The 14,357-nt window shown below is 47.4% G+C and carries 10 protein-coding genes; all 10 read left to right on the top strand.

Going from position 1 to position 14,357, the window contains the following annotated elements; all coding sequences use genetic code 11:
- Positions 1-45 precede the first annotated feature (45 nt).
- The 10 genes from SCARR_RS01475 (at position 46) to SCARR_RS01520 (ending at position 14,325) form a co-directional block, all read left to right on the top strand.
- Complete coding sequence (locus SCARR_RS01475; protein WP_136059758.1) at positions 46-1,560, top strand: lipopolysaccharide biosynthesis protein; 1,515 nt, start codon at positions 46-48, stop codon at positions 1,558-1,560.
- 5 nt (positions 1,561-1,565) lie between these two features.
- Complete coding sequence (locus tag SCARR_RS01480) at positions 1,566-2,210, top strand: class I SAM-dependent methyltransferase (RefSeq protein ID WP_136059759.1); 645 nt, start codon at positions 1,566-1,568, stop codon at positions 2,208-2,210.
- Between the two features lie 3 nt (positions 2,211-2,213).
- On the top strand, positions 2,214-3,242 hold the full coding sequence (locus SCARR_RS01485) for a glycosyltransferase family 2 protein (RefSeq protein WP_136059760.1): 1,029 nt from the start codon (positions 2,214-2,216) through the stop codon (positions 3,240-3,242).
- A 40-nt stretch (positions 3,243-3,282) separates the two neighbouring features.
- Positions 3,283-4,824 (top strand): hypothetical protein, encoded by a 1,542-nt coding sequence (locus SCARR_RS01490; RefSeq protein ID WP_136059761.1) that lies wholly within the window; start codon positions 3,283-3,285, stop codon positions 4,822-4,824.
- A 42-nt stretch (positions 4,825-4,866) separates the two neighbouring features.
- Positions 4,867-5,982: a polysaccharide pyruvyl transferase family protein gene (locus tag SCARR_RS01495; protein ID WP_136059762.1), complete on the top strand. Its 1,116-nt coding sequence runs from the start codon at positions 4,867-4,869 to the stop codon at positions 5,980-5,982.
- Positions 5,983-6,065: 83 nt separating this feature from the next.
- The gene (locus SCARR_RS01500) at positions 6,066-7,031 is read left to right on the top strand and encodes a nitroreductase family protein (RefSeq protein ID WP_168432879.1); all 966 of its coding nucleotides are present in this window, start codon (positions 6,066-6,068) and stop codon (positions 7,029-7,031) included.
- 100 nt (positions 7,032-7,131) lie between these two features.
- Positions 7,132-8,571: a lipopolysaccharide biosynthesis protein gene (locus SCARR_RS01505; protein ID WP_136059764.1), complete on the top strand. Its 1,440-nt coding sequence runs from the start codon at positions 7,132-7,134 to the stop codon at positions 8,569-8,571.
- Positions 8,572-8,622: 51 nt separating this feature from the next.
- Positions 8,623-9,792, top strand: a complete 1,170-nt coding sequence (locus SCARR_RS01510; RefSeq protein WP_136059765.1) for a glycosyltransferase family 4 protein — start codon at positions 8,623-8,625, stop codon at positions 9,790-9,792.
- Between the two features lie 282 nt (positions 9,793-10,074).
- Positions 10,075-12,237, top strand: coding sequence for a bi-domain-containing oxidoreductase (locus tag SCARR_RS01515; protein WP_136059766.1), 2,163 nt, complete (start codon positions 10,075-10,077; stop codon positions 12,235-12,237).
- A 366-nt stretch (positions 12,238-12,603) separates the two neighbouring features.
- A complete protein-coding gene (locus SCARR_RS01520) occupies positions 12,604-14,325 on the top strand; it encodes an alginate lyase family protein (RefSeq protein ID WP_168432880.1) in 1,722 nt (573 codons plus the stop codon).
- Positions 14,326-14,357: the final 32 nt, after the last annotated feature.

The raw sequence follows: 14,357 nt of genomic DNA on the forward strand, positions 1-14,357 counted from the left end.
TTCCAATAGAAACCCGTCTCTGATAACCAACTGCTTTTAGAAAAAATGAGGATAATCAATAAAGAAACCTTATTTCAAGGGCACGCTCTCGATCAGGATATGGTCGGGAAGTCTGTGCGTGGTGGTGTAGCCACGTTGAGTGCCCATGGGGTACAGTTTTTCCTGAGAATAGGAAGCATGGCGGTGCTTGCCCGTTTGTTGACCCCGGCAGATTATGGGTTGATTGGAATGGTGACAGTCATTATCACTTTCGCACAAATGTTCACGGACGCCGGGCTATCAATGGCGACGGTTCAAAAGGACCACATTACACATGAGCAAATCAGTACTCTGTTTTGGGTCAATGTATGGGTCAGTGTTGTTTTGGGGCTTTGTATTTTGGCTGGAGCACCATTGATTGCCCAGTTTTACGGCAAACCAGAGTTGACGGCCGTGACGGCCGTGCTGGCATGTTCTTTTATGGTGAGTGGTTTGGTGATTCAGCATAAAGCGCTTCTTCGGCGCCATATGCAGTTTGGAACATTAGCCCGTATTCAAGTCGTCAGTCAGGTGATCAGCATTATGGCTACAATTGCCTTGGCTGTTTGCGGATGGAGGTACTGGGCGCTGGTCGGGGGATCGTTGGTTCTCGCATTCACAGATCTATGTTTCACCCTCTTTTTCTGTCGTTGGGTTCCTGGACGAATGAGAAGGGGAACGAACGCCCGAAGCATGCTGTTATTTGGCGGGCACTTGACTGGATTCAACTTTCTTAACTATTTTTCGAGGAATGCGGACAATGTGATCATTGGTAAATTCATCAGTTCTGATGCATTGGGCATCTATTCGCGCGCCTATCAACTTCTCATGCTGCCCATTTCGATGATATCTGGGCCTCTCAGTCATGTTGCCCTGCCTGCATTATGCCGGCTAAATGAAGATAGGGATCGTCTCCATAAATACTATTTACATATTCTCTATATGCTTAGTTTGGTTGCGAGTCCGATTGCTGGAGCAGCATACCTAATGAGCCGGGAGTTGGTTGTGTTTTTACTTGGGCCGAACTGGCTTCTTGTGAGTGATGTGTTTGGATATTTGGCTATTGGCGGTCTATTGCAACCTCTTTACAATACCCAGGCTTGGTTGCATTTGGCTGTTGGTCGTTCCGATCGGGTGTTCCGCTGGGGGTTGGTCGGTTCCCCGATAATCATTGCTTCTTTCATAATTGGCATCAAATGGGGGATTAACGGGGTGGCGTTTTGTTATTCCCTTGCAATCATTATCAATACGGTTGGTTCGTTGGCCTATGCGGGGCGCAGCGCTGAATTGTCGTTTATAAGGATTGTGGGAGCAGTTTTCCGTCCGCTTCTTTCATGCCTATTAGCTGTAGCAACAGTGGCTTTGCTGTTTCGTCATATTCCATGGAAGGAACCCATTGGATTATTCGTAGGGAAATCCATTGGGTATGTGTTCAGTTATATGGTTTTTCTGTTTTTGATGTTTAAGGGATTCCAGCCACTAAGAGATTTGATGGCCGTGGGCGCAAGAATCAATTTGGCGAGAAACCTTGGAAGGGTCTAAGAGGGATGGCCGTGGCGGATATACAAGTGGATCGTAGCCTATATTTTACTTCCGGATATTGTCTGCCGGGAAGATTTGCCGCATATACGTACCAAATCAAAGAGGTATTGGACTCGGGAGCAAAGACGGTCTTGGAAATCGGCCCCGGGAATGGTGTGGCAACCTATGTGTTGCGGCAGGCCGGAATTCGAGTAGATACAGTTGATCATGATCCCGCATTGAATCCTGATTTCGTCGCATCCGTTGTTGATTTGCCCTTTGCCCAAAACTCGTATGATGCGGTTGTCTGTTGCCAGGTTTTGGAGCATTTGCCATGGGATATGTTCCCGGATGCCATGAAGGGGCTGGCCTCTATTGCTAAGGAACAGGTCATTATTAGCCTTCCTAATGCTACGCAATACTACTACTTGAATTACAAGTTTCCTAAATTAAAGCAAAGGAGTTGGGCGGTCGAGCGGCAGAGGCGTGGAGACATGATGGAGTTTGATGGCGAGCATTATTGGGAGATTGGGAGGGGCGTTAGCGTAGAGGATCTGAAGGCGGTGTTTAAGGGGGTTGGGCTGGCTGTTCAGGATTCCTACAGGGTTCCCGAATATATGGCACATCATTTTTTCCGTCTTAAGCCAAAGAATAAATGCGATGATGATTAAATCATGAATACAACACATGATGCAGCCGGGAAAACATGGATAGAACCGAGTTTTGAACCGGAGTTGGTATCGGTCATTGTACCAACCTACAACCGGGAAGTTCTATTGCTCGAAACCCTGCAATCGGTATTTGAGCAGACCTATAGACCCATTGAACTCATTGTGGTGGACGATGGGTCAAATGATGATACAGGCAAAGCCGTTGCTAAATGGGGGCAGGGGATTCCTGAGGATGAATCCTTCCGCTTTAGGTATCTATTGCAGGAAAACCGAGGGGCATGCGCTGCCCGCAATCTTGGATTGCTGAAGTCATGCGGCGAGTTTATCGAGTTTCTTGACTCGGACGATCTGCTGCATCCCGAAAATCTGGAAGCGCTGGTATCATCGATCCAGTCATCGCCTGTAAACGACTTGGCATACGCAAAGTCCGGAAAGTTCGAAACCGTGCCGGATTGGAGTTCCCCGTCGGTTTTGAGCGGAAGACCCTGTGCCGACGGAGAACGGATTGCTGCGTTTTCCGGGCAACCGCTTTGGCTTAATGGATCTGCCGTATATCGGCGTCGGCTTTGCGCAAAGGTAGGCGGTTGGAATCAAGAGGTCTTGCGATGCCAAGATTGGGAATACAATATGCGTGTGCTGTTGGCGGATCCCGGTGTAACGTATGTGGATCAGGTTTTATCTCTTGTTCGGTTGCATGGTGATGGCCGCATCTCCGACCAATACAAGGATGTGGCGATTTTGAGGAATATGTTTGAAGTAACCAGGAATGTGGAAACGATGTTGAAGGAAGCGGGTAGGTTCTGCCCAGCATGCGAAAAGGAAATGAGTGGGCGATACCTTCACATCTGCAAAAACGCCATTTTTCTGGGGGACAGGCCGCTGGCTGCGGACGTGTTGCATTGGAGCGCACCTCTTCGCTGTAGCCGGATTGAAAATATTAAGCGTCATTTTTGGCGGGCGATGACGTATTTACCCAAAAGTGCCGGTGCTTTGGCAATCCGGGGCTATTCTTGCCTGTTCCCGGCAAAGTGATCTGCCCGCAGCGTATTACGATGAAAAAGGATTTAAAGACATGCACAGCCAGTTGACAGATTCAGTAAAAATTAAGCAGGGGATGCTGACCGCTCTTTTAATCGCGTTAACGGTCTATCTTTTTGGGTTTGGGCTTTCGAAAAACATGCCGGCCATCGGTTTGCTGATTCCCTTGATCGGCATCGTCAGCGTACTGTTGAGCCACCCTGCGCATTTGTTGATCTTGCTTATGTTCATCCAAATTGGCGGGTTTCTTGTGCCCGGTTTGCCGGGGGCACTTTCGCTTGCTCGGCTGCTCTTGTTCATGATGATTGGCTGGTCGGCATTGGATGTGGCAATTCGTCAGCAGAAAAGTATTTTTTCATATCAACGCGATATGGATATTTGGATGTGGGTTTTCCTTCTGAATATTTTCTTGATCATGATGGTGCGCGGGGTTGGGTTCCGCATGATGGGTGGATCAACTTATGGAGGGGGGGCCTATATCGGATTTATTGCCGCCATTCTGTTTTATTTTGCCGTCGTGCGTATCCGCTTGACGGATAAACATGTAAAAATGCTTCTGTTTGCAATGCTCTTTGCTTCAATAATTCCAATGGTCGCAGAGGTTTTTGTTTATTTTCGGCCGGCACAATCTTGGTGGATCACCCGATTCATACATGTTGGAGCCAACTATTCGTTGGGGCAAAAATTTATTAAAGGGGGCATCGAACGGTGGGGTTCATTTTCGAAGCTGGCCTATGCGCTGATACCGTTTGCCTATGTTTTCTGTAGAAAACAAAAAACGCGCACCGTTCTGATTCTGCTGGCCATTGTGCTGGTCGGGCTGACTGGATTCCGCAGCCGTATCCTGCGGATCGGCGTACTGGTGTTTTTTACCAGTATGTACTATTCAAAAAGCCGTATGAAAACGTTCGTGATGTGGGGAATGATCGGATTTGCGGGATTGGCGGTTTTAATGGTGACGGCACCGCTTTTGCCAGCTTCGATTCAACGGTCGATTTCCTTTATTCCGTTTCTGCCGGTGGATGCAGATATTGCATTGAAGGCTACAGGAACAAGTACTTGGCGGTTTGATATGTGGAGGGACTATTGCATTCCCAATGTGCCAAAATATTTACTGGTTGGTCGTGGCTTTGCGCATGACATAGCCGGATTTGCCTGGTTGGATGAAAGCTGGTATGGAACGGGCGAATTCTATTACTTCATGGGACGCTATCATAGCGGACCGTTCAGCCTGTTGCTTGATTATGGTTTGCTCGGTACCATTTCTTTCAGCCTGTTTTTTGTGCTTGTGGTGCGTGACGGATGGCAAACGGTTCGGCGGTATGCAATGAATCAGGACAACTTGGCTGCACGCTACTATGTCTTTCTCACGATACTTATGACGTACAACTTGCTTTCCTTTTATCTGATTTTTGGAGATGTGGACTCGCAAATACTGGAGTTTCTTTTGATTGCGGCACAGATGCGGATTTTGAAGAAAAATTTTCTGGAGAGTTCGGTGGAACCGGGCGATTCAGAGATCAGCATTCCCGGTAATGGGGAATCCGAGGTCGAATTGTCACAAGTCATAAAATAAGTTGTCGATAATTTCGCATTGACGATTTAACAGGTGAGTGAAATGAAATGTAAAAATGAAATAATAAAAGCAATATTGAGGCCTCCGTATAGAGCTTTAAAATGGGCTCGACAATCTATTCATGTTTATAAAGAAACATCTAGGTTGTTGAGAATATCTGCAGAGAGTGCTCCCAATGTGTTTTATTTTGGCATTACAGAGCATTCAAATATGGGAGATTTGGCTCAGTATTTTTGCATTCGGGAGTGGATTGGCCGTAACTATCCATCTCTCCCCGTCTACGAGTTCGAAGCCACGACCATTGTGGATACCCGGTTCGGTTTTCTGGGAAAGCTGGCGCGCGTTATAAAGCCAAACGACCTGATTTTTTTCCAAAGCGGATTCACAACGGCGGATCGGGGAGGGTGTCATGAGTTGATGCACCGCGTGGTGATAGACCGGTTTCCTACGGCCAGAATCTTGATGATGCCCCAGACTATTTTTTTCCATTCGGAAGAGAACCGTTTACGCACCTCCAAGTCGTATAATCAAGCACGGAATATGCTTTTCCTGTCGAGGGATAAAGTCAGCTACGAACAGGCCCTAAAGATGTTTCCGGATGTACAAAATGTGCTGTACCCGGACATCGTAACCTCTTTGATCGGGAAATATAATTTTCAGCATCAGCGGCACGGAATCTTTATGTGCTGTCGAAATGATTATGAGAAATTCTATTCAGCTGATGAGATGGATGAGTTCGCATCAAAATTAAGTGATTTGGATACAGTGGATATGGGCGATACGACGATTTCTACTCATTATCTGAAAATCAGGGAAAATCTCGGACAATTCGTGTCGAATCAGATTGAGCTATTTTCTAAATATAAATTGACGATAACAGATCGTTATCATGGAACGATTTTTTCTCTGGCTGCGAATACTCCCGTCATTGTTATTAAAACAAAAGATCACAAGGTGACGACGGGGGCGGACTGGTTTAAAGGGGTCTATGATGACTCTGTCATGGTTGCCGAGTCGTTGGATCATGCTTACGAGTTGGCCCAAAAGATACTGGCAAGTTATGACTACCCTGTTCTTCAGCCTTTTTTTAAAGAAAAGTATTATGATGCTTTGCCGGCTAGGGTCGCTCAGTTGGGAAAAACGAACGTTGCGGGTTAGTGCCGTCAAAGTAGAACAGTTTATTAGATTTTTGATGGAGGAGTTTTATGTTTTTGGGTGCAGTTGTAAGGAAGATTCTACCAGTGAAAATTTACTTAGCATTGGCAAAGATGCGCGATAAATTTAGATGCTGGAAAGACTATCAGTCAGATTTTAAGCGGTTTTGGCATTATTCTCAAACAACGAGCGGGGGCGGAGAAAGCTTATTAGGTGCAGAGATCCTTGCTTCATCGCATATTATTGAGAGGGGGTTGTCTTTGCCTGAACCTAGACTGGGTTATGGTAAAGAAAAAATTGAACAGCTAATAAAACTTGTTCAGAATTATGTTTCAAGTGGATTTGATTTGAAGGCGCTAGCCTATACAAACGCATTGGATATTTTAAAAGCATATGCAGATTTCCACCGAGAAAAAAATCATGATCTAGGGGACGTTGGGGGAAAAATATACGAGTTAGTCTGCGGAAAGGAAACGGCCGCAGGTTATGAAAAAATCGCCTTGTCTGACTGGATGGCGTCAGCAAAGGGAGATTTTAAGTCCTGTGCGATGTCGCGATACTCAGTGCGGGCATACGGATCCGATCCGGTTCCCAAAGAAAAAATTAAAGAAGCGCTTGAAATTGCACGGAAGACACCTTCTGTTTGCAATCGTCAAAGCTGGAAGGCATACTGGATCCAGTCGGAGGATGCAAAAAAGCGGTTGCTTAACTTACAAAACGGACACCGAGGATTTGGTTACCAGGTGGACAGCTTCATCATTGTGACCACGGATCTTTGTACATTTTATAGTGACTTAGAACGCAATCAATCGTTTATAGACGGTGGCTTATATACCATGAGTATTCTCTATAGTCTCCATTATGTTGGTCTGGGTGCCTGCACTTTAAATTGGTGTGTGCGTGCCAAAACTGACAAATGTCTGAAAACGGAATTAGATATTCCACAAAACGAAAATATCATTGTAGTGATTGCGGTTGGTTCACTTCCCGATGAAGTTCGTGCAGCGAAATCAGTTAGAAAAACAGTTAGAGAGACTCTGGTTGTTAGATAATTACCTGTTCAGAGAGTCGCGGATCTTGCGGGCTTATACAAGGTGTTCTTCGAAGATGAAGCAGCGATCAGTAATTTGGTAATGAGGATGTGCCTTGTCGATGAATAAGCAGGCAGTGCGTGGGGGTTTTTGGGTCGGTGTTGAGCGATTTGGCCAACAAGGTATTCAGTTCTTTGTATCCATTGTTCTGGCTCGCTTGCTGGAACCTTCGGAGTTTGGGCTTGTGGCCATGATCTCGATATTCACCGCTTTTTCAACCGCGTTGATTAATGGGGGATTTGCATCCGCATTAATTCAAAAAAAGGATACGACCCACCTCGATGAGAGTACTGTTTTTTGGTTTAATCTCATGATCAGCATCTTGATGGTTGCTGTTCTTTGGTTGGCTGCTCCGGCCATTGCCAGGTTTTATGATCAGCCACGGCTTGTGGGCATTACGCGGTGGAGTGCTTTTAATCTTCTTATTATTGGTTTTGCTGTGGTTCAACTGGCGTTGCTGCGGCGGGAGTTTTTATTTAAAATTCGAACGGTGGCCACCATCATCAGCGTGGTCGTTTCCGGGATCGTCAGTGCCTGGATGGCTTTTGCTGGATTTGGTGTGTGGGCTTTGGTTGTTCAGGGATTAGTCATGCATGGCACTATGGTGCTTGTGGTTTGGGTGTTGCACCCGTGGCGCCCCCTTTTTGCATTTAGTATCGCCTCTTTTAAAAGCCTGTTTCGTTTTGGCTCGCGACTTCTTTGTGTTGGTATGATGAATGCAACCTATCAGAATCTATATCAACTCATTATTGGGAAACTTTATACCGCCACAGACCTGGGGTTTTTCCAACGGGCAAAGCGTTTTATGATGCTCTGCTCTTACACACCGATCGCGATGATTACACAGGTCCATTTCCCCTATATGTGTAAGATTCAGGACGATCCTGTGCAGATGAAAAAGGTTTTTTCACAGTCCTTAAAATATTCAGTCATGTTTACCATGCCCTTATTGATGGGCATGATGGTTGTTGCGCCCAATTTTATTATTTGTTTGATTGGCGAAAAGTGGCTGCCCAGCGTTCCGTATCTGCGCATATTGTGTTTTACGGGCGTCTTGTTTGTTATCTATATGCTTAATTTAGACGTCATTAAAGCACGTGGATATTCGGGGGAAATACTAAAGTTTGAGCTGTTCAATCGGGCACTCCTGACTCTTTCGATTATTGTGTTGTTTCGCTATGGAATCAGCGCATTGCTTTATGGCGAGTTGATTTGTTTGTTTGTAACGACCGCAGTGGTGATCCATGCCATGCATAAGCAAATTGGAGCTGGTTTGTGGGTCCAGCTGAGATGGATCGCCCCTTGCATTTTATCAGCGGTTGTTATGGCTCTTGTTGTATTCTATGTTGATATTCCGGCACTCAACATCTATTCGCGTTTCTTAGTGCAGGTTTTGGCAGGAGTTTTTGCTTACTTTGCGATGCTCATGATTTTGCGAGATCGGGAATTTAAATCTTTAATTGAGATAGTAATTTCAAAGGTGCGGAAAATTATAGCGTGAATTCTGTTTCGGAAATTATGATTAGTACTGGTGAGTGCAGGACGAGAAAAAATGAAAAGAATTAAAATTGCATTGGTGGCCTCTTATCCGGCTAGCTTGGTTTTGTTGCCGGATAGGCTAAAGCCGAAATACAGGAATCGACCGGAGCATGCAGCACCATGGGTGCGATCATTAACCTCTGCGCTCGTTAAACGGGATGATGTTGAGTTTCGTGTGTTTTCTCATTCAAGAGCGATGTCGTCGGTGCAGAATGGTGAAGAAAATGGGGCGAAATATACATTTATTCCAAAATATGAACCCGTTCGGATCGGGAATTATCATTTCCATTTGCCGGCTAGGCTCCAGTTTAGGAAACATATCAAGGCCTTTGCGCCGGACTTGGTTCACGGTTTCGGTACGGAATCGGCCTATGGGCTTATTGCCTCCGAACAGGGGTTGCCAAGTATTGTGTTTATCCAAGGGATTCAGGCGAAACTCGCTCCTTACTATGATCAGTTTTCATTTGCGCAGAAGTGGTTGCGTCAGCATTTCGAGAGGAAGGTCGTTAATCGTGCTTCAGGACTCGTTGCGGAAACTAAGTTTGCAGAAGACTGGGCGCAATCGATGAGACCTGAGGTTCAGGTTGCGGTGATTCCCCATGCGGTAAATCCAGAATTTTTTAAAGTTAACGCACAATACGCTGTAGATGAGTGCTTGTGTATTGGTACTCTTAACAGAACTAAAGCTGTGGATATGGCAATTCGATCGCTTGCTGCAACAAAAAACAGAGGTTTGAAGCTTTCAGTTATAGGTTCCGGCCCATTGGCAGGGGAGATGAAAGGCTTGGCGGAGGAGCTGGGCGTTTCGGAACGGGTCAAGTTTTGCGGACATCTTAATCGGGATCAGATTATCGAGAGAATGTCGAAAGCCCGGATGTTGGCAATACTATCGCGAATGGACACATCGCCAAATATTTTGACCGAAGCGCACGCTGCTGGTTTGCCGGTGATAGGCACTCGGGCGGGCGGGATTCCAGATATGATTGACGACGGGAAAGATGGGTTTTTGGTCGATGTGGATGATTTCCATTCCGCTGCGGGAAAAATGGATCATCTTTCCGGAAATCCAGATCTCTGTCGGCAGATGGGGCAAACCGGTCGGGAAAAAGTTCGCTGGCTGAATGAGCCGGATCGCATTGCGGATTTGCACGTGGATTTTTATCGAAATATTCTGGGATTATAAGTATGTAATCAGCGTTGGATGCCCCCATGTTTCAGCCATGGGAGTGTTTCTTTAAGATTAGTGGCTAGTGAAGGGCTAGGCGTTGCTTTTGTTGATCACATTGAATTATCCGGGGAATATTTTTCTCTAGATGGGGGTCATCTGGAACGTTCGGAAGCACGTGCGTACAGCAGAAGGCTAGCTGGAGAGATTCAAAGGTTAGACCTAGGCCTATAGCACGCAGGTAATTTCGGAATAAAATGAGTATTTAATTTGGTCATCAGGAAACACTAAGGGGCAATAATGAAGCAAATTGTTTTCAAATCGGGAGAGGTGTTGTGTGTGGAAGTACCTGCGCCACAGTTGCAACCGCGGCAAATATTGGTGGACACACATGCCAGTTGTATCAGCCCGGGAACGGAAATGAGCGGTTTGGCTGGGTCAGGGAAATCGTTATGGCAAAAGGCGAAAGAAAATCCGGACAAGCTAAGAAAGGCGTTTGAACGCATGAAAACCGAGGGGGTTCTTTCGGTTTTGAACCAAGCGCAAGCGAACCAGGAGAGTGAGACGCCTTGCGGCTATTCTGCTGCAGGTGTTGTTGTTGAGGTTGGCTCAGAAGCAAACGGTTATTCGAAGGGTATGCGTGTGGCGATTGCCGGGGCGGGATTTGCCAACCATGCGGAGGTGGCCACCGTGCCGGTTAATCTGGCGATGTCGATTCCCGAGAATGTCACGTTGGAGGAGGCAAGCACCTGTGCCATAGGAGGGATTGCCCTGCAAGGAATTCGGCGAGCCGATGTCTCCCTTGGTGATTTTGTGGTCGTGATAGGATGTGGTGCGATTGGTTTGCTGACGGTTCAGATGCTACGGGCCGCTGGCTGCCGGGTGATCGGGATTGATCTGGATGCCAAACGACTCGAGTTGGCTAAAAAGCTGGGCGCAGAATTTGTATTTAATCCGGCTCAGGAGAATGTTGTTCAGAAGGTGACGCAGGTGACGAACGGGCAAGGCGCAGACCGGGTGATCCTGACGGTAGCCTCTTCATCTTCCCAGCCACTCAGGCAGGCCTTCGAAATGTCGAGGCGCAAGGGGCGGGTTGTTCTTGTAGGCGTGGTCGGCATGGAGCTGGAACGTGGCCTGATGTATAAGAAAGAACTCGATTTTGTTATTTCCACATCCTATGGCCCCGGTCGGTATGACGAACAGTATGAGCAAAAGGGTATCGATTATCCTTACGGCTACGTTCGCTGGACGGAGCAACGGAACATGCAAGCCTATCTCCAGATGATTGCAGACGGTTCTGTGAGGCTTTCCGGCATTGTTCATAGCACCTATCCCATTACACAGGCGGAGGACGCGTACCAAGCCTTAAAATCGGAAGAGAAACCGCTTTTGGTGCTGTTGTCTTATCCGGCAGAAGAACAAGCAGCTGGAGGTCAGAGGTCAGAGACCAGAGATCAGACAACAACCAACAACCAACAACCGGCAACCTCATGGATTCCTCCATCGGATGGCATCCTAAAAGTTGGCCTCGCTGGTGTCGGAGCATTCGTCCAAGGAATGCATATCCCAAATCTCAAGGCATTGGGGGGGCAATACGCCGTTCGGTCGGTTTTCGATCTGACTGGTGTGGCGGGGCGGCAGGCAGCTCGTCAGCTGCCGGATGCGAACGTGCAGATCGAAACCGATTATGATCAGTTTTTAAAATCCGATATCGACATGGTGCTAATTGGAACGCGACATAACAGCCATGCCGAATTGACGATGAAAGCATTGAAGGCGGGTAAAGCGGTGTTTGTTGAGAAGCCGATGTGCATTACCCGTGATGAGTTTGAGAAGTTAGGTGAAGTCATTGAGGCAACAGAGGCGCCGTTCATGGTTGGATACAACCGCCGCTTTGCTCCTGCCGTGCAAGAAATTCACAAGATTACCGATAAGCGCGTCAATCCCTTGGTGGTACATTACACCATGAATGCGGGATATGTTCCCTATGATGCATGGGTGCATGCCGATGAGGGCGGTGGACGCATCATCGGGGAGGGGTGCCATATCTTTGATCTGTTCCGTTCCCTGACCCGATCCAAGGCCATATCGGTTAGTGTGGATGGCATTCAGCCTAAAACGAGTGCTATCCGAGCTTCCGACAACATGGTCGCCACGGTAAAATATGCAGACGGATCGATCTGCACTCTTCTTTATTCTTCCTTGGGCAGCAAAGATGCTCCCAAGGAGCGAATGGAGGTTTTTTGCGACGAACAGCTATTTGTTCTCAATGACTATATGAAACTCGACAGCTATGGAGCGAGTTGCAACTGGGAGGCCAAACCTGCAGACAAGGGGCATTTGGTCGAATTGGAATTCTTTGCGGCAGAGGTGATGGCAGGCAACCGTTTTCCTATTCCGTTGGAGGAAATGGTGGAAACCTGGCTGATCTCCCGGCAGGTTGCCGATCAACTCACCGCCTGAGGATGACTTTCATAAATCCTTCTCAAAATTAAATAGATGAAATGAGTTTCGTGCTTAGTCGTGGCTAAACTTATTTCCACCTAATACCGCCATTCCCCTAGCACTGCGTTCTCCAAAAACATAAAACCTTATCACTTAAAACAACGCCAATGGCGTTCACCTAATCCCTAACACCTAAAACCTCAGGCTTGGCGCCTGTTTCTTATGCATCCGATTACGTTCGTACATAAAGTAAAGCGTCGGCTGCGCCGAAAAGCCGAAGGGCTTTGGCCTAAGCTTTTATTCGCATATGGATCGGGACCCTCTTCCCCGGATCGCTTGTTTGAGCGACTACCGTCAATGGTTCCATTTCCTTTGACAGGGGATTTGGTTGAACGCCTTTCCCCGGCGGAAAAGACCCGCTTGATTGCCAAGGCAGACGCCGCTTGCTGTCAAGAGTTCGATTTGTTGGGGAGTGGAGCATATCAATTTAAAGACAGGATGGATTGGCATCTGGATTTTAAGAGTGGTTTCCGTTGGCCTTCAGACCAGGTTTCCCATCGGTTGCCTTCAGTAACCCAACAGGGAGTAGACATAAAGATCCCTTGGGAATTGAGTCGCTTCAACCATGCCGTTTCCATGGGATTGGCTTGGCGGCTATCCGGGAATCGCAAATATGCCGAAAGCTTCGTGTCCCAGGTCGAGGATTGGATTGCAAATAATCCTGTCGGCTATGGAGTAAACTGGGCATGTGCCATGGATGTGGCGATTCGTGCGGTTAATTGGGTGGTCGCTTTTTCCTTGTTCCATGATGTCTTGATGAAGGGTGCCTTTGAGGGTTTTCGAAAAAAGCTTGCCGGGAGCCTTTGGAAGCACGCGCGGTTCATACATACCCATTTGGAGTGGCTGGGACCAAAGGACGATGCGGGAGCGAACCATTTTCTGTCGGACTTGACCGGACTTTATACGTTAGGATTGTTTTTTTGCAATACTGTAAATGGTAAGTGTTGGAATCGTTTTGCCCATAAGCAAATTGAAGAAGAGATGGTTCGTCAAGTGTTTCCCGATGGGGTGCATTACGAATGTTCTCTTTCCTACCATCGGCTTTGTCTGGAAATGTTCATGTGGTGCGAGGCGCTCGCGACGAAAACAGGTCAGCGGTTTTCGGCCGCTTACCATGGCCGATTAAAAAAAATGCAGCAGTTTGTCGCCGATTACGTGAACCCTTCCGGGAATGCCCCGATGATCGGAGATAACGATGATGGGCGGCTTTTAAGCTCTGGACTGCTTGCCATAGGGGATCATCGCTACCTAATGTCGCAGATCTCGGATGGTACGTTTTTTCTGGAACGGTTTTTACTGGATGGAACAGCAGCGGTTGGCTGTTCCTCTGCAACACAAAGCGCGGCTTATCCCGACGGCGGATTCTATTTCCTGAAAAATAACAGGGCAAAGGTTGCTGTACGTGCGGGGCGACTGGCGCACGCGGGGGGGCATGCGCACAATGACCAGCTTTCGTTTGAGCTAAATATGGACGGGCGGGAGGTTTTTGTGGATCGGGGATCGTTTGTCTATACGTCCGATCCGGATGCACGCAACCTATACCGCTCAACGGTGGCGCACAATGTGATGCAGATCAATGGAGCAGAACAAAATCGGTTCGGAACAAGATTGTTTGGTGTGGAGGACGAAACACAAGCGCAAGTCATTGAACAATCTGAGTTTTCGCTAGAGGCCAAGCATGGTGGGTTCCGGGAGTTAATGCGAACTGGGGCGGAATACCGGAGGCGGCTCGATTTGGGGGCAGATGGTTTAACCATTACGGAGACCGTAGCCGCAGCGGAGCCAGGGGATGTTCTGTGTTGGTTCTTTCATTTGGCTCCTGGTTTGACGGTTCGATGCATTGAAGAGCGGGTGGAGATTTTGGATAATGACAAGCCACTCTGTTTGCTGAATGTTTTTCCGGGGGCAAAGGTGGTTGTGCAGGGTTTCCCGCATAGTCCCTCCTATGGCGTACAGGAAGATGCAAAAACCTTGACGGTGGAATATGTGATCGGGGATGCGTTGCCTAATCATGCGTATCAGTTTGTGATCAGTTGGGGGAGCTAATGAAAGTATGTTTCGTATATCTGGGTCCGATT

Source organism: Pontiella sulfatireligans (assembly GCF_900890705.1).
In the GTDB taxonomy this organism is placed as follows: Bacteria; Verrucomicrobiota; Kiritimatiellia; order Kiritimatiellales; family Pontiellaceae; genus Pontiella; species Pontiella sulfatireligans.